The 22170-nt window shown below is 40.0% G+C and carries 16 protein-coding genes; all 16 read right to left on the reverse strand.

What is annotated here, in order from left to right; genetic code table 11:
• Nucleotides 1-3 precede the first annotated feature (3 nt).
• Nucleotides 4-3387 carry a type VII secretion protein EsaA gene (esaA, locus tag DOK79_RS05065; protein ID WP_206853074.1) on the reverse strand — a complete coding sequence of 1128 codons (3384 nt, stop codon included), beginning with the start codon at nt 3385-3387 and terminating at the stop codon, nt 4-6.
• A gap of 274 nt (nt 3388-3661) precedes the next feature.
• Nucleotides 3662-3955: a WXG100 family type VII secretion target gene (locus DOK79_RS05070; protein ID WP_019722716.1), complete on the reverse strand. Its 294-nt coding sequence runs from the start codon at nt 3953-3955 to the stop codon at nt 3662-3664.
• A gap of 131 nt (nt 3956-4086) precedes the next feature.
• Nucleotides 4087-4989 carry an Rgg/GadR/MutR family transcriptional regulator gene (locus tag DOK79_RS05075; protein WP_206853072.1) on the reverse strand — a complete coding sequence of 301 codons (903 nt, stop codon included), beginning with the start codon at nt 4987-4989 and terminating at the stop codon, nt 4087-4089.
• A 373-nt stretch (nt 4990-5362) separates the two neighbouring features.
• Nucleotides 5363-6259, reverse strand: coding sequence for a phytoene/squalene synthase family protein (locus tag DOK79_RS05080; RefSeq protein ID WP_206853070.1), 897 nt, complete (start codon nt 6257-6259; stop codon nt 5363-5365).
• Nucleotides 6246-7736 carry a phytoene desaturase family protein gene (locus DOK79_RS05085; protein WP_206853068.1) on the reverse strand — a complete coding sequence of 497 codons (1491 nt, stop codon included), beginning with the start codon at nt 7734-7736 and terminating at the stop codon, nt 6246-6248. Before DOK79_RS05085 ends, DOK79_RS05080 begins: the two co-directional genes overlap by 14 nt.
• 340 nt (nt 7737-8076) lie before the next feature.
• Nucleotides 8077-9042 carry a tRNA dihydrouridine synthase gene (locus tag DOK79_RS05090; protein WP_206853066.1) on the reverse strand — a complete coding sequence of 322 codons (966 nt, stop codon included), beginning with the start codon at nt 9040-9042 and terminating at the stop codon, nt 8077-8079.
• A 347-nt stretch (nt 9043-9389) separates the two neighbouring features.
• On the reverse strand, nt 9390-10160 hold the full coding sequence (locus DOK79_RS05095; protein WP_206853064.1) for an ABC transporter permease: 771 nt from the start codon (nt 10158-10160) through the stop codon (nt 9390-9392).
• Nucleotides 10153-11094, reverse strand: coding sequence for an ABC transporter ATP-binding protein (locus DOK79_RS05100; RefSeq protein ID WP_206853062.1), 942 nt, complete (start codon nt 11092-11094; stop codon nt 10153-10155). Before DOK79_RS05100 ends, DOK79_RS05095 begins: the two co-directional genes overlap by 8 nt.
• Nucleotides 11095-11295: 201 nt before the next feature.
• Nucleotides 11296-12945, reverse strand: coding sequence for a MutS-related protein (locus tag DOK79_RS05105; protein ID WP_206853061.1), 1650 nt, complete (start codon nt 12943-12945; stop codon nt 11296-11298).
• A gap of 93 nt (nt 12946-13038) precedes the next feature.
• Nucleotides 13039-13662: a ThuA domain-containing protein gene (locus tag DOK79_RS05110; RefSeq protein WP_206853059.1), complete on the reverse strand. Its 624-nt coding sequence runs from the start codon at nt 13660-13662 to the stop codon at nt 13039-13041.
• A gap of 35 nt (nt 13663-13697) precedes the next feature.
• Entirely contained in the window at nt 13698-15182 is a 1485-nt protein-coding gene (xylB, locus tag DOK79_RS05115) for a xylulokinase (RefSeq protein WP_206853057.1), read from the reverse strand.
• A 92-nt stretch (nt 15183-15274) separates the two neighbouring features.
• Nucleotides 15275-16324, reverse strand: coding sequence for a sugar ABC transporter substrate-binding protein (locus DOK79_RS05120; RefSeq protein WP_206853056.1), 1050 nt, complete (start codon nt 16322-16324; stop codon nt 15275-15277).
• Nucleotides 16325-16349: 25 nt separating this feature from the next.
• On the reverse strand, nt 16350-17315 hold the full coding sequence (locus DOK79_RS05125) for an ABC transporter permease (protein WP_206853054.1): 966 nt from the start codon (nt 17313-17315) through the stop codon (nt 16350-16352).
• A gap of 44 nt (nt 17316-17359) precedes the next feature.
• Nucleotides 17360-18868, reverse strand: coding sequence for a sugar ABC transporter ATP-binding protein (locus tag DOK79_RS05130; RefSeq protein ID WP_206853053.1), 1509 nt, complete (start codon nt 18866-18868; stop codon nt 17360-17362).
• Nucleotides 18869-18905: 37 nt separating this feature from the next.
• Entirely contained in the window at nt 18906-20522 is a 1617-nt protein-coding gene (locus DOK79_RS05135) for a glycoside hydrolase family 43 protein (protein WP_206853051.1), read from the reverse strand.
• A gap of 104 nt (nt 20523-20626) precedes the next feature.
• Nucleotides 20627-21934 carry a xylose isomerase gene (xylA, locus tag DOK79_RS05140; RefSeq protein ID WP_206853049.1) on the reverse strand — a complete coding sequence of 436 codons (1308 nt, stop codon included), beginning with the start codon at nt 21932-21934 and terminating at the stop codon, nt 20627-20629.
• Nucleotides 21935-22170: the final 236 nt, after the last annotated feature.

A 22170-nucleotide genomic window follows, 5' to 3' on the forward strand; every position in this document is an offset into this window, starting at 1 on the left:
CGTTTATTCACTTGCTTGCTCTTTCTTTTCTTCCGGTCGGACAATAAAGTTCAGTACGATTCCAAACAAAAGGAAGAGAATCAGGAGTAGGTAACTTCCCCAACCGATGACCCCTTCATTCATCAATACGGTAAACCCATTTTGAACATTCTGTAGAGGTGACAGACGGTAGAGTACTTCCGTTAACGAACCATTTTTGATCGCTACGCCCAACAAAGGGGTCAACATGAAGAACAAGCCAAAAATCCCACCACATAGATACAACGTGATCTTTTTGAATTGACGCATGAACCCTAAAAGAACCAATTGTCCACTGGCAAAGACTAAAAACGCATAAATGAACCAAATAAAAGAATGCGCAGCACCTGATACTGTGGTCGTTAAAATACTGTAAATAAGCGATAGCACAAACGTCACGCTGAGTATAGCCACCATATTGGGTATGTTTTTCCATAGACGGTTTGGCGTAACCAATAAATCGGCAGAAGACACGACTCGTTTTTTCATCACGCTAGATAATTGGAAGGATACTAACAGGATCGTAAACCCACCGATCAGCGTCACATAGTATGGAGTCAATGAACTTTGTCTTGTTTGACCAAAACTTACTTGCCCTAAAATTGGACTGGCAAGAAAATTAAAGACATGTGGATTGTCTGCTCCACCATTCCTTGTATTTGAAAGGACGCCACTAAATGCTTCAGCATATAGTTGATTTTCTGAAATCGTCTGTGCCGATTCATCGAGAGACGAACTTAGATTGCTTAAAATAGTGTTTGCATTGTCCTGTACTTCGACCGTCGACTCTTTAAGTTGTTCGATCGTCGGAGCAATATCAGCTACTTCCGCCGCAGATTGTCCGGTAACTTCAGCTGCTGACTTTGAACTTGCCATCAATCCTTGCATCGTTTCGATTAGATTGGTTGTACGAGCTTCAATCATCGCGTATTCATTTTCTTTAGGATGTGGATTTCCTTCTGTGATGACAGATTCCGCTTCTATTTGTGCCGTTTGTTGCCAACCGGTGTAAACTGTATGGATATGTTGATTCGCAGAAGCAAACCACTGATTTAATTTGTCTGCTTCTTCCACAAACGTTTGTGGTAACGTCATAAGGTGCAACGTACCGTACAAAGTTGGTTTTTGTTCTTCGGACTCTCTCGTCCCTGGGGAACCAATGACCGCTTGTAAAGCAATGAGTTGATTCTCTGTGTCGCCATACAATTGATCTCCTGTTTTTTTATATTCCTGGTACAGCTGTTCACTGATCATCAAAGGCTTATCACTTTCCTGAAGATTGTTGTAAAGCCAGTAGATCGACCGAGAATCAGCTAATTCAATGAGGGATTTCCCTATATTTTCTGGTTGATCGATCATCAGTCGGTATGCGGGTGTCGTTATAGAGTGGTGGGGTGCACCAAATAGCGTAACAATTTGTTGTGCAGTGGTACTCAGCAGTTGAAACAACTCCAATATTTGTGGCACATCATCGATCAAAGGCTGATCCATCGGAAGATAAACCGAGTATTCATTCGTCTGTTGTACACGTTCATTGATCATCCATGTGTAAAACACCTGATTGTATGAAGTCGTCTGCTGTTCTGGAGTCAATTGCCAGCTCAAAGGAATCTTTATTTCAAAAGCCAATGTCTCTGGCAATGAAGGATTTTCTAAACGATGATCTCCCTCTTCCGTTTCCTCCTCCGGCTCAATCACCCAAGGCTTTAGGATCGTCAAAGAATGGTCTGTATCTATTCGAATCGCTGTTTCATAATTGTAGGGTGCCAACAACTGATTCAAGTCATTTTCCATTTCTGTAAAATCATGTGTTGGATCAAAAGTGACCGCCCCATATTGCTCTTCTGTTTGTATAGAGAGAACCGTTTCTTGATTTAAATCAATTGAAATCTGTTGATAGGCTGTAGGTAAAGAAATGTTTGCTTCATGTTGTGCCCTTGGTTCAAGATAAGCAAAAGAAGCTTCACTCCCGATTGGTTGATCAAAATCATTGGCATAACGTGTCACGATCGTTAACTCATCATTAAAAATCGCCGCCTGATCCTGACTGATCACTGCTTGGTTTTGTAATTCAGCTAATAATTGAGCCAAACTATCTGTTGGTATTTGCGGCAAGGCTTGTTCAATCACTGATTGATACGCGCCATCTAGTTTCGGTTCATTCCTTTGATTCGTCATCAACTTGATGATTGCATGTTTGACTTGATCTTCTGTGGCAGTTTCAGGTGTACTTGTCGGATCGTTATAATAGGCATTGGCAATTTGTCCTTTTAATCGTTCTAACTGCTCGACCTGACTTTCCAACTCGGTAATTTGTTGTTGGATCTCTTCAATGCGTGCCTGTTGATTCGTTTGAAAAGCCGTTGCCTGAGTCAAAAAATCCCAATACACGCCCATACTGTTTTGCTCATTTGATGTATAAAAATTGCTAAACTGAGTTAAAATCGCATCATTGAACAAATCATGTTGGTTGGTATAATCAATCGTTGCATTTTCCCATTGAGCGGCTAATTGATTTTTTTGTACATCGACTTGTTGATTGAATTGCTCGATTGCTTCGTTGATTTTTTCATTTGCTTCTTTTGTATAGTCGACAATCGTCTCCTGGACACTTTCTGTCTCTTGATGTGTTTCTTCCAAACTTGTATTATTGCGATCTAAAAGAGTTTGCACTGAATCTACAAAGGCTTGTTGTTGGGCGTTGAATGTACTATTAGTTTTCTCCAAGATACTCGTTGTATCCAGCACACTAGCATAATTGTCTGGAATATTTTTGAATGGTTGGTAAATCGTATTTTCCAGATTTTGTTGATAGCTGCTGTGCGTGTTGGTCATTTTGTTCACATTTTGTTGTGCCTCAGATAGATTCCCTACAATACTCGAGAAATACATCTGTACGACACGTTGATTGAAGTTTGTTAAAATCTGATTTACCTGTTCTTCGATCATTTGGTTCGTGATTTCATTTTGTCCATCCCGCACTTGATATTCGATGATCGCTTTTTCTGGATTGATGCTTTGTAAAGATAATAGTCTTTCCGAAAAATCTTGGGGAATAATGATTTTTGCATCGAATTGGCCATTCTCTAGTCCTGCTGTTGCAATATTGCGTGTCGTAGTTTCCCAACGATTTGTAGTATCTTTATTGATCAATGTCACAAAATCTGTTCCTAATAAGTACTGCTGACCTTCAAAATCTGCGCCTCGATCTTCGTTCACTAAAACATATTGCATTTTTGATGTCGGACTAGCATTACTCGTGATGATACTCTTTTCTTCAAATCCAATATAAGCAAAGAAAAGAAGCAAAGATAGACTTGCAAAGATTGCAAGAATAAAAGGTTGCTTTTGCTTCAATCGATTTTTCAAATGGTTATCCTCCTCTGAAAAAGGATTTTTTCCAGAAGTCACTTGTACCTGTATGTACAGCGCAAGTCATTCTTTTAAAATAAGCGTCAAAATCCAAAAAGAGCTAGCTGATTTCGGATTTTGACGCTTATTTCTTGAAATTGTGCACTTCTGTCATATCCTTTTTTAGGCTATAGCTGAGATGCTGTTATTGATTGTATTTTATTTCACATAAAATGGGTTGATAAGGGATCTTAGGTAACTAGTTACAGTTCCCTTCGATTTGTTGCTCAAGTTAAAAGCCAAACGAACCGGCATCTTGACGATCGCGTTCTGCGACAGTATCAGCATATTTGTTCAACTGTTGGTTGATACTTTCAAGAAGTTCTTCCATTTGTCGCACGTTGCCTTCTAACTGATTGTATTGTTCCAAATAGGCTTGAAACGCTTGCCCTTTCCACTGTTGACTGATTTGTTGGTTCATTGAATTGACTTTGCGGATTGCTTCCTGGATCTGAGATGCTGCCTGTGAATAAACCTGTGCTTGTGACTTCAGTTGTTCGGGTGTGACTGCAATTACTCCTGCCATTGTGTAACCTCCTAAAAAATTTTTTTGACTAGTTTATCATACTTGATTTTTAACTGGTCAAAATATAATACGCCGAATAAGGTTAATCTTCGTCGTATACGCACAATTATTTCCGTATAGGATTAGTTATTTTATAATGACATTTGATGATCTGGCGCTGGCAACTCACTCTTTAGTCCAAAGTCAACGCGATAAATTTGCTCCACAAAGCGTAACAGTTCGTATTTTTTCTGATATTGTTGCTTTGAATCCAAGTAGCAACTGACCGCTAATGCCTTTTTCACGTGATACTTTCCTTTTTCATTTCCCTTGATGATGTACCAGACGCCTTGCAAAAACAGTTGCAAGTTTCGCTCATAATATAGTTCTTCTTCAAGGAAATATTCTTCCAGTTTTGCCCCATATTTCCAAATCAGACGGCGATCTTGATTTTTAATAAATAGAATGAGGCCATTTGCCAACATACGAAACGTCTCACTTTGTCCACTGCGATTTTCTTCGTAGACCGCCAAACTCAGAAACGATTTTTCTAAGATCAAATCAATAAATTTAGAATGAAACGCATACATACAATTGGTAAATAAAAAAATCTCATAACGTGTCCATGTCTGCGCCTTCATTAAATATTGATAAACTTCTGAAGACAATACGTCGATTTTTTCTTCTTTTAATTGTGCGATCATCAAGCGACAAAGGCTGACCAGATGACGTTCTCTTTGTGTACTAGGTTCTTCTGTTTCATACAACATGATAATACTATGTAATTCCAAACTATCTTTTTTCTCAAAAGCCACTACCGCTTCTTGCATCAATCGATTAACCTCGGATAAATCATTTGGAAAATTAAATAACTGTAGTTCATCGTAGTCTAAATTGAGTTTTTTCAAAAAGTAAGTCAACTTACTGACTGTCGTATCTGCTTTGTTTTGAATAAAGCGTTTATAAACAGAACGACTAGCTTCCTCCCCGCAAAGTTCTGCGATCGTTATTCCTTTTTGCTTTCTAACAAATTCAACGATTTCCCATACTTCCATTTTTTCACTCCTGACCCCTTTCACTGAAACTTGAACTCAAGGATTTTATAGAAAGAGCTTCTATGATCGAAATGTGATAAAGCTAAAAAATAGCTATTTATTTTAATCTTACCATCATTTTCGCACGAATATCACATTTATTTATAATAACTAACGTTTTATCAAGAGAAACATTTCAATGCCAACCCTAAACAAATTAGATAACTAAATTGAAATGTTATTTATACTAGTGATGAAAATGAAATAAACAGTGTATTCGCCGTTTAAAATGTAATGTTACCCGCAAAAAAAAGAATGAGCGCTCGCAACAACAATTTCTGCGATTTCTCATTCTTTTTTTGATTCATCAGATTACTAAGATTAGCATGGCCAATTATAAAGTTGATTGATGTGAATCATCTTTTCGTTTTTCGACATCTTTTTTTGCTTTTCTTAGTAGTTGGACTTTTCTTAACTGACTGACATAGTTCTTACGATCTAACATCAGATAATGATTTTCTCTGATCACTGTTAATTGCTCTTTATAGATCATCGCAGCAGCAGTTAGTGCCAAGCGGCAATTTGGATCGATCAAAGGAAGCATCGCAAAAGAAGCTTCGTATTTTTGTTCTGCTTCATTGGCTACTGCTTCCCACAGATCAATCAGTGATTTAGTAGGTTTACTTGCATGCAACATCGCTTCTGTCACACCATAATCACGCATCATTTCCTTTGGCAAATAAATCCGTCCCATTTGGTTATCTTCACCGATATCCCGTAAAATATTCGTCAACTGCATCGCTTCACCCAGTAGTTTTGCTGGCGATTGGATCTCTTCTGCTTGATCAGATAGTAAAGGTAATAGCATCAAGCCGACACTACCTGCGACATAGTAACAATAGTCTTCTAAGTCGGCAAACGTTTCTGGCTGGGTAAAGACTAGATCTTGTTTTTGACCTTCGATCATGTCGTAAAAGGGCGCCAAATTCATTGGGTAAACGGAAAAGACAACTGACAAGGCACGCCAAATGGGTTCGTCAGGAATTTCCCCCAATGCAAAGGCATCTAATTGCTGTTTTAATGCCAACAACTTTTCTTCGCTATGTGCTAAGTCAACGGTATCATCTGCCAAGCGACAGAAGGCATAAATGGCATAGACACTTTTTGCTTTTTTTTCAGGAAGTTGAGAAAACGCTGCATAAAAAGATTTTGAATATTTTTTTATCACTGTTTCACAATATGCAAAATCTTCCGCGTGTTTTTCAAACAATTCCTGATTAGTTTTTGTCATCTTTAACCAACTCCTCTACCGCAAGCTTGGCACTTTGCATAACGATTGGTACACCAGCTCCGGGATGTGTACTGCTGCCGCAAAAATATAGATTTTCAGCAGAAGCAAATTTATTATGAGGGCGATAGTAATTACTTTGTTTTAAAGTTGGCTTCAAGCCAAACGTTGCCCCATTGTACGCATTGAAATGTTGTTCAAAATCTTTTGGTGTGTAATAACTTTCTGACACGATATGCTCTTCAATATCCGTAAAGTCCGTTTTTTCTTTTAACAACGTCAATACTTTTTGGCGGTATTCTTGGACTTTTGCTTCTGACCAATCTTCATATTTTGAAAGTTCCGGAACTGGAACTAGCACATATAGCCCTTCATGATTTTCTGGTGCCAGTGACTCATCCATGATCGTCGGGCGGTATAAATAAAAGGATGGATCTTCAGGCAACCGACCGTCTTCAAACAAATCATCAATATTTCGTTTGAAGTCATCAGCAAAGTAAATACTGTGGAGATAATTCCCTGGATATTTTTTATCTAATCCCAAATAAAGTAAGAAACACGAACAAGAGTATTCCATCTTATCGATTTTCTTATCTGTATATTTCCCACGATTCTTTTCATCAGGGATCAACTCTTTCATCGCATAAGGGAAATCTGCGCCACAAACGACCGCATCTGCTTCCACTCGTTCCTGGCCGATTCGAACACCTTTTGCCACTTTATTTTCAATGATCAATTCATCAACGGGTGTATTATAATGGATCGTTCCACCTAATTCTTCTAGTAATTTGGCTAGTGAGGTCGCTAAAGTATACATACCTCCCTTGATAAAATGAACCCCATAGAGGAGTTCGATCATTGGGATGATCGTGTATAACGACGGGCCTTGGTATGGGGAAACACCGATGTATAGGGTTTGGAACGCCAATGATTTTCGCAATCGTTCATCTTTGACAAATTTAGCGATCGATGAATATGCGTCACTAAATGTTCTGAGACGAATCCCTGCCCAAAGTGATTTAGGATTATAAAAATCCCAAAAACCACGAAAGGATTTAGTAATAAATGCCTCTTTGGCTATGTTATAACGCTTGTAGATATCCGCTAGAAACGCATAATAGCCTTGCGCATCTTCTTGCGAAATCGCTTCGAGTGTCTTAGTCAATTCAATGAGATCATTTGAAAACTCGAGTGGTTCTTCTTTATTGAAGTAAAGCTTCAACATCGGATCAACTTTTTCCATCGGAATGTAGTCATCCGGGTTCTTTCCACAAAATTCAAACACTTCGCGATAGATTTCAGGCATCATCACGATCGTCGGGCCGACATCAAACGTGAACCCATCTTTTTTGATTTGGTTCATTTTGCCGCCAGGACCACTTTCTTTTTCGTACAGTGTTACTTCATAGCCTAATTTTTGCAAACGTACAGCTGCACTTAATCCTGCCACTCCTGCACCTGTTACAATGACTTTTTTCATGACATCCACCTACTCAATTCTTGTTCTATAAATTTTTATCATCTGATAAATTTTAGGATATCATTAAATTTGTTATGTCATAAAATAAAACGCTCAAATAACATTAGTTACATTAAATTTTCTTCATTTTTCATCCCTTTCCATTCATTTTTTATCATTTTTCACTCACTATCAGTTTGTCGTGAAATATATAATCGAAACATCCGCTATCTCCTACAAGAGAATAAAGCTTGCCATAAAGCGAATCTGCCACAAAAAAAGCCGTAACATCTAAAAATATCGAAATATTTTCGGATGCTACGGCCTTTTTTGATGTTCATTTTTATCACGACTCAACTGTTTATTCAGTTTTATGTTGAAATTCATCTAATCGTGCCCGAACTTCATCGGTAGATTTCGTGTTCATCAATTGTACACGTAAATCATTTGCCCCTGGAAACCCTTTGACATAGATTTTAAAGAAGCGATGTAATCCAGTGATCGAACGAGGGATTTCTTTTGCATAATGATCTTGCAAATCTAGTTGTAAACGTAATAGATCAATCAGTTCTTCTGCTGAATGTTCTCTTGGCTCTTTTTCAAAGGCAAATGGATTTTTAAAGATTCCTCGACCAATCATGATTCCGTCTACACCATATTTTTCAGCTAATTCGAGCCCAGTTTGGCGGTCAGGAATGTCGCCATTGATCGTCAATTTCGTTTGCGGTGCGATTTTGTCACGCAAGGCTACGACTTCAGGAATCAATTCCCAATGCGCCTCTACTTTACTCATTTCTTTACGTGTTCGCAAATGAACAGAAAGATTCGCAATGTCTTGCTTTAACAAATGGCTGAGCCAATCAATCATCTCTGCTTGCTCCGTATAACCAATACGCGTTTTCACACTTACCGGCAACCCTCCAGCTTTGGCAGCTTCGATCAATTCAGCCGCAACTTCAGGTCTTAAAATCAACCCGCTGCCTTTTCCTCGTTCTGCCACATTAGGTACCGGGCAGCCCATATTGATGTCGATTCCTTTAAAGCCCATTTCAGCTAGTTGGATACTCATCTCTCTGAAAAATTCCGGTTTATCTCCCCAAATATGTGCCACCATTGGCTGTTCATCTTCGGTAAATGTCAAACGTCCTTTGACACTTTCTTTGCCATCTGGATGACAAAAGCTATCTGAGTTGGTAAATTCGGTGAAATACACATCCGGCGCGCCGGCTTTTTGGACGACATGCCGAAAAACCACATCTGTCACATCTTCCATTGGTGCTAATACAAAAAAGGGCGTAGGTAATTCAGCCCAAAAATTATCTTTCATTAAGTACACTCCATTTCGCTATATGCAAAGTTCCATCAAAAACATTGTTGCCATTATACTAGGAAAAAGAAAAAGAAGCAAAGAGGTTGTGAAAGGAGCGGTCAGCACTAAGGCATAAGACAGGGAAATTGAAAATGGCTCTTTCATTTTTGATTTTTCTGGCTTATGACCGAAGTGTTGCTCCTTGAACACCGTTTATCCAGGTTGTGAGAAAGCCGATCAGCTCCGAATAGTAAGGCGGAAATTGGGAAAATAGCTTCTCATATTTTTTCAATTTTCGACTTACTATTGAAGGAGTTGGCTTTTGAACACCGTTTATCCAGGTTGTGAGAGGAGCGGTCAGCTTATTAACTTCTCAACCCTCTACCTTTGTTGATCAAGTACCAACACGTTGAATAAAGCACAACGATGAACAGCACAAGGATTGCAATTGAAACAAAGATCGGTACATCTGTCGTGCCTAAGAAACCATATCGGAAACTTGAGATCATATAAACAATTGGATTCACTTTTGAGATGGCTTGCCAAATCGGTGGCAACATTGAAATCGAATAGAAGACTCCACCAAGGTAAGTCAACGGCTGTAACACAAACGTTGGTACGATGGATACGTCATCATAAGATTGCGCGAAAATCCCATTGATCAAGCCAGCAAGAGAGAATAAGATGGCGGTCATCAATAGCGTCAATACAACGATCGTCCATGAATAGACATGTAATGGAACAAAAAACAGAGAAATCATTGTGACTAAAGCACCGACCAAGACACTTCGGCCTAATCCACCGATCACAAATCCCCAGATGATGACGTGTGTTGGTACGGGCGCAACTAAAATCTCTTCGATGTTCTTTTGGAATTTTTGTGAAAAGAACGAGGAAGAAACATTTGAATAAGAGCTTGTGATGGCTGACATCATGATCAATCCTGGAACGATAAATTCCATGTAAGAAAAGCCACCCATATCCCCGATCCGTCCACCGATCATTTTTCCGAAGATGATAAAATACAAGGACGTAGTGATCACTGGTGGTACTAAGGTTTGTACCCAGATACGCATATAGCGATTGGTTTCTTTGATTGCTAAACTTTTTAATGCAGTAAAATAAAGATTAAACATTTTCTTTCGTTGCCTCCACATGATAGGTTTCTTCCGTAATTTTCAAGAATAGTTCTTCTAAACGATTGGACTTATTACGCATGGATAATACTTTGATTCCTTGCGCACTTAACTGTTCAAAGATTCCATTCACGCCTTGATTACGCTCTACTTCGACCGCAAGCGTGCGTTCATCTTCTAAAACACTCGTATAGTCAACGATCTCTGGCTTTTTGTCATAAGGTGCTAAGTCAAAGATAAACGTTTCGAATTGCAATTTGGACAGCAATGCTTTCATAGAAGTATTCTCAATCAACTCACCCGATTGGATGATCCCGATATTACGGCAAAGCATTTCTGCTTCTTCCAAATAATGGGTCGTCAAAATGATTGTTGTGCCTGCATTGTTCAACTCACGTAGAAATTCCCACATTTCTCTTCTTAATTCAATATCGACACCTGCTGTCGGTTCATCAAGAATCAATAATTTAGGTTCATGCATCAATGCTCGGGCGATCATCAAACGACGCTTCATCCCACCTGAAAGCATCCGCGCACGAACATTTCGTTTCTCCCATAAATTAGACTGTTTGAGGTATTTCTCACTACGTTTCAATGCTTCGTTACGAGAAACACCATAATAACCCGCTTGATTGACAACGATTTGTTGTACTGTTTCAAACGGATTGAAGTTGAACTCTTGGGGAACTAAACCGATTTGTTGTTTCGCTCGTACTAAATCTATATCCAGATCATAGCCAAATACTTTCACTTTTCCTGAAGTCTTATTCACCAATGAAGTGATGATACCGATCGTTGTCGATTTCCCTGCGCCATTTGGTCCTAGCAGTGCATAAAAGTCACCTTCTTCAACCGTTAGATTGATGCCTCGCAGTGCTTCAACACCTGTCGCATAGATTTTTCTCAAGTCATTTATCTCAAGAGCATTTGTCATTTTTTTTATAACTCTCCTTATTTTGTCTGATTTACTATTTTAGCATGTATTGAGGTTGTGAGAAAGTCGTTCAGCTCCGAGTATCACAGTAAAAAATGAAAAAACCACAAGAAATTCCAGAAAAATATATCTGGCATGCTAGTGGTTTTTTCCCTATCAATGATGTCGTTTAGCTGTTTCCTCTTTGTTTCATATTAGTTCTTATTCAACTACTCGCCATTGGCGATGTTGATCAAAAAAGGCGGCTTCTGCTTGTGCCTCGTCAACGATGGCTTTAGGGTATTTCAGCACATCTAATAAAGCAATGGCATTTCTTGTTTTAGCAGGTCCTTGTTTTAATTTAAAGTCAAAGCTGATCCCTTTTTCAGGCGTTACTTGCTCTTCGAAATGGACATTGGCACAATCTTTCTTCAAGATCTCTGTCAGTTCGATATCGTGTGTTGCAACAAATGCTAACGATGGATAATCACTCAGCCAGTTCACGATTGCTGCCGAAGAAGCAATCCGTTCAATCGTATTTGTGCCTTTCAAAATCTCATCGACAAAGCAATAACAGCGTTCATTAGTTTCCACTTGTTGCAATAAACGCTTGATCGATTTGATTTCTGAAACAAAGTAACTATCGCCTTCAAATAAGTTATCTTCGATCGCCATTGAGGTCAAGACATGACCGGGTTGGAGCGTGAAAGATTCGGCTAAAGCGGTTTGGATCGTTTGCGCTAAAATGCAGTTGATCGCAATACTTTTAACATACGTCGATTTTCCTGAAGCATTCGAGCCTGTGACCAATGTGTTCTGTTGCCAAGCGATTGGATTGACGACTGCCTCTGAAATCAAAGGATGGTACGTATCATCTGCGATGATCCCGCCTTCTGAAACCACTGGTTGGCAGGAATAAGGCATGTACGTGCGATAGTTCAACACCGCCGCTGCCACTTCTAACTCGCCTAATAATTGCCATAGATCGATTGCTTCTTTCGTTTTTTTCTCCAATCGACTAATAACAAAATGATACGAAATAAAAGGTAACATGAACATCATATTCAAATAGTCAAAAAACAACTCCGCTTCCGAGCCATTTTTCACGCGAAACGAAAAGCCGAACTTAGGGATATCTCTCAAAGGATGAACATTTTTTTGCAGTTCCGCTTGCAATGGTGTGGCAAACGTAGCGATTTTTTTCGCCGCAGAAATCGTGGAAACAAGATAGCCCATACTGTTAAGTTCTGTTTCGAGCGTTTGTTTTTTTATCAAATAATAGATCGTATTGAACAATACGCTAACGATTGCGACAAAGATCCCGACCATTTGCCCGAGTAAAAATAGCCCTAAGCCAATGAGCGGTAACATGCCTAAGAAAGCAAACAAACCGATATGACCAATTTTCTTGCTCTTACCATCTGCTAAATATTGTTTGGCAAAATTTCGATCTTTTTTCCCTAGTCGTGCAAATTGATACTGGATCTCTTCTCTCAATTTAGGATTTTCTTGGTAGAAAGTGATTAATTGTTCTAACCGTTGATCGTGTCCAAAATCAAAGTTACGTAGACGTTGGTACAACGCTTCTGAACCTACACTCGAATACGTATGATTGACTGTTTCGAATACTTCAAACATATCCAGATCATACCAAGTCAAATCATCGACTTCGCTATCCCACGTTCGAAACTTTTTTTCTGTCTGCCAAGCTTCTTTTAAGCTTTCCTCCTTATCGAATCGTACTTGATATGGAAGTTTGCCCCACTTGTAACGGACATCGACTCTTAGTTTTCTTCGTGAATTGATTTCTAACGCAACTAAGACTCCGATAAGTCCGACGATAAGAAGGATGATAAATTCTGTTTGACTCATAACTTTTCTCCAATCTATTGAATACTTCAAGTATAGCATTGATTGGAAACATAAATAGAGTTATAAAAAAACTATCCATCTTTTTCATCACAATCACATTAGCTTTAGACACCAATCGATCCCTTCTAAAAGTAGCTTTTCAGTTGCTTCATGTTGTAACCCTTCTGAAAAATGTGCAGGTGTGATGCAAAAGACGCTACCTTTGCCATATTGATGGCGCCAAGCAGCAATCGATTCGCCGGATTGAGAATAGCTGTGCAGGCGAACTTCTGTCTTCGCTTGATCTACCTCCGTGAAGTAGTGTTCGTCCCAAATCTTGTAAGACAGACCCTTTTGATCCCGATAAACGACTTCTGTTGGTTTAGGATGATGAATGAATCGTCCACCTAGCATGTCATGAAAAGTGGAATGGATCGGATAGTTAGATAGTCCTGAATGATGTGCGATCAGACTTCCTCCATTCGCCACATACTCGGTGATCAGCTGATCGTATGTTTCATCTAACCAAACCGCCTGATCTGTTTCTGGCGCTAACCGATTTTCCTTTGAAAGAAGGAATATATCTGGTTGCTCTTGCAAGGCTTTCCTCAGTTGATCAATTGTCAGATCAGTCATCTCTAGTTCTTGTGGAAACTTCTTAACTATTCCCTGAAAATAATCGACTAACTGATCATGTGGATGATAAAAATCGCCTAATAATGTGACTATTTTTTTCATCGAAAAAGCCCTCCTTTCACTCAATCATTCGTGTGTCACTTTTCATACATATGACAGATTTCCTTTGTACATTCATATACTTTACGATAACGTGCATATACCTTTTGATACATTTCAACTTGTTGTGGATCGGGTTGTACTGGCGATTGGTAGGAAACAAAAACCGCTGCGCATTCGTTCAAATCGGCAAACCAGCCACAGCCGACTGCTGCTAACATGGCGGCTCCCAAGCCAGGTCCTTGTTCAGTTGTTAAAGTAACGATCGGGCGATTGAAAATATCTGCCTGCATTTGCAGCCATGCTGGATTTTTGGCGCCGCCACCTACCGAGACGATTTTTTCTATTTTTTGTTGGGTCATTTCCTCCATGATCTCTTGTGAATCCTTTAAAGAGAAGGTGATTCCTTCTAACACGCTGCGGGTAAAGTGTTTCAGTTCGTGTTGCGTATCAATCCCGATAAAGCTTCCTCTGATTTGACTATCACTATAAGGAGTTCGTTCGCCTACGATATAAGGAGTGAACAACAACCCATTACTGCCAGCATCAACGGTTCCTACCTCTGATAATAACTCATTGAATGATAGATTTGGAGCAAAGCGCTGCTTGAACCAGCTCAAGCTGTCGCCCGCCGCTAAGGTCACGCCCATGGAATAGGCTGCCCCTGAGGCATGTTGGAAGAGATGGAGTTTCCCTTGGTAGTCTCTATCCACATTTTTTTCGTATCGAAGAAATACTCCGCTTGTACCGATTGAACACAAGCCTAGACCTTCTTCTAAAATCCCAGCGCCCACAGCGCCACAAGCGTTGTCAGCACCGCCTGCGATCACTTTGATTTGTTTGGTAAATCCGTATCTTTCTTTTAGTTCTTCTTTCAATGTGCCGACTACTTCAGTAGATGCCACTAAAGGAGGTAAGATGTCTGCGTTGATTTCAAAGGTTTCGATGATTTCTTCATCCCACTGCTTGGTTTCTTGATTCAACAGTAGCGTTCCAGCCGCATCCGAATAATCCATATGATACGAGCCGGTCAACCAGAATCGTAAATAATCTTTTGGCAATTGGATCTGTTTGACCTTTTCCCAAACTGTTGGTTCATGTTCTTGGACCCATAGGATTTTAGGGAGCGTAAAGCCTTCTAATGCTTTGTTTTTTGTTTGTTGAAGCAACTTATCTCCTATGGTTTCAGTGATTCTTTGGCATTGCGTGGTCGTTCGTACGTCATTCCATAAAATAGCTGGTCTTAGAACTTGGTCTGCTTCATCCAATAATACTAAGCTGTGCATCTGTCCAGAAAAGCTGATGCCTACTAGTTCATCTTTGAAATCAGTCACTTGTTCTACCAATTCTTTTATCACCTGATCTGCTGCTTTGAGCCAGTCCGCTGGTTGTTGCTCGCTATAACCCATTTGTGGATTACTCATAGGATAAGAAGCAACTGCTTCTCCCACTAGTTGCCCTTTTTGATCAAACACTAAGCCTTTCAATGCACTTGTTCCTAAGTCTAAACCTAATACATACATCGTTGATTTTCCTTTCTAATTTAAACAAGTGAAAGAAACAGTCTGCTCCTTGAAGTCACCGCCTGTTTCTTTCCATTGATCATATACGTATTTTATTCTGTTTCGTCCGTACTTTCTGTTTCGTCCTCTTCGACAGAGTCGGTTTTCACTTTACTTTTTTCTTTTCCATATTCTTCTAAGTCTTCGGCTAACACGTAGTTGACATCGATTGGAATGGTTGCATCAATCGTTTCTCCGTCAATGGCTTTCACTAGATTCTCAATGACTTGATAACCAATTTGGTAGGCATCTTGGTCAACGATGGCTGTAATTCGTTCATCCGCCACACCTCTTAACCAAGTATCCGTATAATCAAACCCGTAATGAAGAACCTGTCCTGCTTTTCCTTGCGATTCTAGCGCGCTCATTACCCCTACGTTCGGGCCTTCAGAACCTAAAGAAAAGACAGTGACTAAATCTCTATTCGCTGCAATATAGCCTTCTAATTGTTTTTTCGATTCTGATGGTTGGTCGTTATCTTGAATAGTGGCTAAAAAGTTAAAGTTTTCAGCATCTGGTCCATAGACCTCTGCAAAGCCTTCTTTCAATCCTTTTTCGCGATCGATCATTGTCGGTTGTGCAACGTCCACACAAACAATCGCGATCGAACCACCGGTGATCCCTTTTGCCTTCATTTCTTCTGCTGCACGTAATCCCAATTCTTTCCCAGCTGAAACGTTGTCCGTACCAACATAAGCTGTCCGATCTTCTGGATTTTCTAAATCGGCATCAAACGTAATGACAGGAATGCCTTTATCCATTGCCTCCTTGATCGGATCGACGAATGCTTTTTTCTCAATCGGTGCAATCGCGATCCCTGCGGCGTTTTTAGCAACCGCTTCTCTGATAAAGCCGATATGCTTTTCTTTCTTACTTGGTTCAGCAGAAGGTGAAGTTTTCGTAACCAATGTATAGCCTAGTTCTGCCGCGGCATCTTCTGCTCCTTTTTTCATCGGGTTCCAATAAGCACCTGTATCTACGATCGGGATGAAGTACAACGTCTTTTCACTGTCAGCATCGGCGGAATCACTTGAACTACACCCTGTACCAACTAATAATAACGCAACAAACATACTAATGATCCAAAATGATTTTTTAAACATGGTCTTTTCGCTCCTTTGATTGTAATTAAGACTGACGACTTGCTCGACGTTTCAAATAATCAATGATGATTGCTAAAATAATGACTAGTCCGGTGACGGTATCTTGCAAGAATGAATTTACACCCATCAAGGTCAAGCCATTTTTAAATACTTGCAAGGTTAAGATACCTGCAACTGCACCGCCGATCGTACCGATCCCACCGCTAAATGATGTACCGCCCATGATAGCTGCTGCCATCGCGAACAAGTCTAACCCATTCGCGTCTTTGGAAGCGCCACCATTTAAGTTTGAAACGATCAACAGACCAGCGATTGCCGCTAACATTCCTTCAATCATAAACATTTTGATAATATGCTTGTCAGTATCTATCCCAGATAGCCTAGCCGCCTCTTGATTTGAGCCTACGACATAGGTATATCTTCCTAAACGCGTATTTTTCATCACAAAAGCAAATACGACGATAACGATTAGAAAAATCAACGCATTACTTTTGAACATATTTGTACCGATCGGTGTTTTAGCCAATTGATTGAACCAAGCATTTTCTGAGCCGATAAACTGTTCATCTGTGAAAAATCCCAACATCCCTTTGATGACGTAGCTTGTTCCTAATGTCAGAATAAATGAGGGTAAATCAAATTTTTTGATCAATAAAGCATTCATGGCTCCTAACAACGCGCCAGTCAGCAAGGCGAGAAGCACAACGAGTGGCGCAGGCATTCCTTGATTTGCCGCATATAAACCGATCATTCCTGCTGCCATCCCGACATACCCGATGGATAGATCAACATAACCGCAAATCAAGATCATCGCATAAGCAACAGTCAAAATCCCTACCGGTGGGATTTGTTGGAAGAAATTTTCAATGTTGAAGGTGCTCAAAAAATCAGCATTCGCAATTGAAAAATAGAGAATCAAGGCAATTAAGACTAAATAGACAGAGTAATTCATAAAAAGTGACTTGATCGTTAACTTGTTTCGTTTTTCCATAGCTCTCTCCTTTGTTTACATACCCTCTAACGGAAGCATCATTCCTATTCATTAAGTGTGGCATATGTCATGATCAATTCTTGGGCCTCATCTTTTCTATCCTGATACTCAGCGACGACGACTTCTCCTGTGATCCTACCTTCACGAAAGACTTGGATTCGGTCACATATGCCTAATAATTCAGAAATTTCCGAAGAGACGATCAAAATCGTTTTCCCTTGACGTGCCAACTCGTTGATGATCGTATAAATTTCTGATTTTGCCCCGACATCGATTCCTTTGGTTGGCTCATCAAAAATATATACTTCATTTGTCGTGTTCAACCACTTTGCTAAAACTACTTTCTGCTGATTTCCACCCGATAGACTAGCAACTGGACGTGCAATGTCGCTGATTTTGATTTTCACGTCTTGAACAAACTGATGTGCCGTTTGACTGAGTGACCCATGTTTTAATATAAACCCACCTAGATTCGTTATCGTGATATTGTCTTGGATCGAGAGCCCTAGGAACAAGCCTTGATGTTTCCGATCTTCCGTCAATAGCCCAATGCCTTGACGAATCGCATCGACAGGTGATTTGATCACTACCGGCTGGTTCGCCAATTTGATTTCACCTGATTTTGCGCGATCCGCACCGAAAATCAGTCGCATCGTTTCTGTTCTGCCACTGCCGACTAACCCCGCAAAACCTAACACTTCCCCACGTCTTGCTTGGAAGCTGACATTTTTTACCCGCCCAAAAGAATCAGAAAGGTTGGTAACTTGTAAGTAGGTTTCACCTAATTGGGTCGGTTGTTTCGGATACAGATCCTTGATTTCTCGCCCAACTAATCGCGCGATGATCTCTTCTTCAGACAAGTTTTTCACTTCATCTGTCAAAATATATTCCCCATCACGCATGATCGTGATGCGTTCACCTAATTCAAAGATCTCTTTCATGCGATGGGAGATGTAAATACTCGAAACGCCTTTTTCTTTCAATCTGCGAATAATAATAAATAAAACTTCGACATCTTTTTCAGACAAAGAAGTTGTCGGTTCATCAAAGATGATCACTTTAGCGTTCAAACTAAGCGCTCTGGCAATTTCAATCAATTGCTTATTGGCAGTAGAAAGCGAAGCAACCAATGTCGTAGGCAGAATCGTAGATCCTACTAGATTCAGCCATTGCTGCGTGTCTTCATATAATTTTTTAAAGTCAACAATTCCTAATGTCTTGTTTTTATAAGGCAAACGTCCAATAAAGATATTTTCCGCAACAGACAAATCTTCTGCTAGATTCAATTCTTGATGAACGAACGCAATCCCTAATTCTTGTGCAAGATCAGGTGTCATCTTAGAGATCTCTTTTCCTTCAAATATGATTTTCCCTTCGTCCTTATCGATCAAGCCGGCAAGAATATTCATCAACGTCGATTTACCTGCTCCGTTCTCCCCCATGAAAGCATGGATCTCACCTTTATTTATCTCAAGCTGTGCTTTTTTCAAGACATGTACAGGACCAAAACTTTTTTCAATATCAGACATTGAAAATAACCGTTCTTTTTCCATGGAACCCTCCTCTTACTCCTGAAACGACAACGCTGTTTTACTCACTTTGTTTTTCCCGATAATCAAAATAATCAAACACAGCCGGCAAATCATACCCTGAGTAATCGACATTGACCATGCCGACAAATGCGCCCGTAAAGAAACCGCCATGCGTCTGGTTGACATACTCATCAGATAATACTTTTGCATCTAACTGGATCGCTAATTCTGTCCATGCTTTTCCGTCAAATGAATAAGCATAGGTGTATGTCTCTTTTCTGACAATTGTCTTGAAATAAACCATCGTCACATCTTCTGGAACCGGAATCGCCTGTTCTTGTAAATAACTTTTGAATACACCTTGATTATTCTCAGTGATTTCAATGACCCGACCTTTTTCTTCCTGCCAAGTCACTTGGATCATCGACCAATGCTGCGAATTATAATAATTCGTCAACCCTGCCATTTGTTGGAACGTCGTCGGTGAATAACTCAAGGCAGTTTCTGCTTCAAACTCAAAAGCTTGCCAACGCCTTGCAACAAGTGAATGCCTATGTGTATTGGCTAAACTTCCAGCACCTCGTAATGTCAACTTGCCATCTTTCAAAATTCCGATCTCCTTCGTAAAAGGAACACGTACTGTTTGGAATTGTGATGGCAGCTCACTTTGTTCGAAGTCGGTTCTTTGTACCACTTTTTCATAAGGATGAGGGGTCACTCCTTTTGGTGCGTCTACTTCTAAGCTCCCTTGCTTTCCGCCCACGATTTCTGGCCATAAGTCTTCCGACCATGTTACTTTTTGGATCGCTGTTTCTCTGCCTAATGTACACCAGCCACGAGGGTCGTGGATCGATTCATTTTTATGATGCCAAGGTCTGCCGGTCAAATGGGCAAAATACCATTCGCCTTCTGGTGTATCGACTAACGCACCATGACCACATTTTTGCAGGGGATTTTCTGGAGAATCATAGGCAGTTAAAAAGGTCTCTGCTTGACTCTCAAACGGTCCTTCTAACGTTTTTGCACGTGCGACCACTTCTTGGTGCGTATAGACAGTGCCACCTTCTGCACAAAACAAATAATAATAACCAAATAACTTATACAGATGTGGTCCTTCCACTAATTTGACGTCGGTTCCTTTCCAAATGATCTTGCCTGTTTCAGGAAGCAAGCGTTGTTGTTCCACTGAATATTCGGTACATTTGATCCCATTGAACGGATGATGGTATTCGCGGTGATCCCATTCCATTTGAACCAAGTATTTTCGGCCATTGTCATCATGGAAAAGTGAAGCATCGAAGCCGACACCGTTCAGTCGAATGGGTTTGCTCCATGGACCAGTGATTTCTTCTGCGGTCGTCAAATAATTTGTACAATCTTTGAACGCCCCATTGACCACTTTGACATCGGTGTAAACTAACCAAAATTTTCCATCCGCATAAGATAAATCTGGTGCCCAGATCCCTCCTGAATCTTCATTCCCTTTCATATCCAACAGCTCAACAGTCGCTAATGGGCGGGCCACTAAGCGCCAGTTCATCAAGTCTTTTGATTCATAGATCTGAACACCTGGAAACCATTCAAACGTTGAGTTAGCAATGTAATAAGTATCATCTACTCGTATGATCGATGGATCAGCATGAAAACCTGTTAATACTGGATTTTTAATTTTCATCGTGCACCTCATTTTATTTTTTTAGGAGAATCTCTCTCAACGATCAAAAAGGGGGCAATGACAGCTATCTTTAGCTAACCGAAAGAGATTCTCCATCAGATGGATTAAACCAAATAATCATTCAAACAAGATTTGACATATTCAATATGACTGGATTCCAACTCGATGTCTTTCAAGTTCAACGCATAGTCCGTCAAACTTTCCAGATCTTCTTTGTCATTGACGATGGATTCCCCAATGCCTTCTTGGAAAGTCGCATAACGTTTTTCTTTTAAGGTATCGAAGAAACGATCTTCTTTTAATTTCGCGGCTGCTTTCAACCCTCTCGCAAATGTATCCATTCCAGCGATATGTGCTAAGAACAGATCTTCCATCGCGAAACTTGAACGACGGACTTTTGAATCAAAATTGATTCCACCAGGTGCGATCCCGCCATTTTCTAAGACACCATACATAGCCAAAGTGACATCATAGACGTTCGTTGGAAACTCATCGGTATCCCAACCAAGTAACACATCCCCTTGATTCGCATCAAGTGAACCTAACGCATTGTTGATTCGTGCCACTTCGATTTCATGTTCAAACGTATGCCCAGCTAAAGTGGCATGATTGGCTTCCAAGTTAAGTTTGAATTTCTCTTGTATACCGTATTTTTGAATGAATTGTAACGCAGTCGCTGCATCAAAATCATATTGATGTTTACTTGGTTCCATTGGTTTTGGTTCAATCAAGAACTGTGGCGTATGCCCAATTTTTTCACTGTAGGCGATCGCCATTTTGAACAAACGCGCAATATTATCTTGCTCAAACGCCATATCCGTATTCAATAACGTTTCATATCCTTCACGACCGCCCCAGAATACATAATTTTGGCCGTTGAGTTTTTTGGAGATATCTAAGCCTTTTTTGACTTGTGCTGCGGCATAAGCAAAGACATCTGCATGGTTTGTTGAAGCGGCACCGTTCACATACCGTGGATGGCTGAACATATTCGCTGTGTTCCAAAGCAGTTTGATTCCTGTACGCTCCATGTGTTCCTTGATCAAGTCTGTGATTTCATCTAAATTGGCATAGAATTCTTCTAAACTGTTTCCTTCAGGTGCGATATCGACATCATGGAAGCAAAAATAGTCAACGCCTAGTTTTTCTAAAATCTCAAAGAAGGCAGCTACTCGATTTTTGGCTGTTTCCATTTCAGTCGCGCCCATCCATGTTCTTTGATTGACTGGTGAGCCAAATGGATCACTGCCATCTTGTGTCATAGTATGCCAATAAGCGACCGCAAAGCGTAAATGCTCCTTCATCGTTTTGCCAGCAACGACTTCTTCCGGATTGAAATGACGAAAAGCAAAGGGATTGGTTGTCGTTGTTCCTTCGTACTGGATTTTTTCTACTTGTGGAAAATAGCTCATTATAAATTCCTCCTAATTTGTCTTTCTCTATTAGTTAGTTCATCGAACAAACTAACTTAACGAGTATATAGTATACGCTTTCATTTTTATAGTCAAGCTATTTTTTTATTATTATCAAAGGATTATTATTCTAATCCAGTTAATTCACTGGCTTTACAAAACGAATTAGCTGCAGATAAATAACTAGAAAAATAATGAGATTACCAGTATACTTTAGGACGTATCCTCATTACATA

It is taken from the genome of Enterococcus sp. DIV1094 (genome assembly GCF_017316305.2).
Lineage (GTDB): Bacteria > Bacillota > Bacilli > Lactobacillales > Enterococcaceae > Enterococcus_B > Enterococcus_B mangumiae.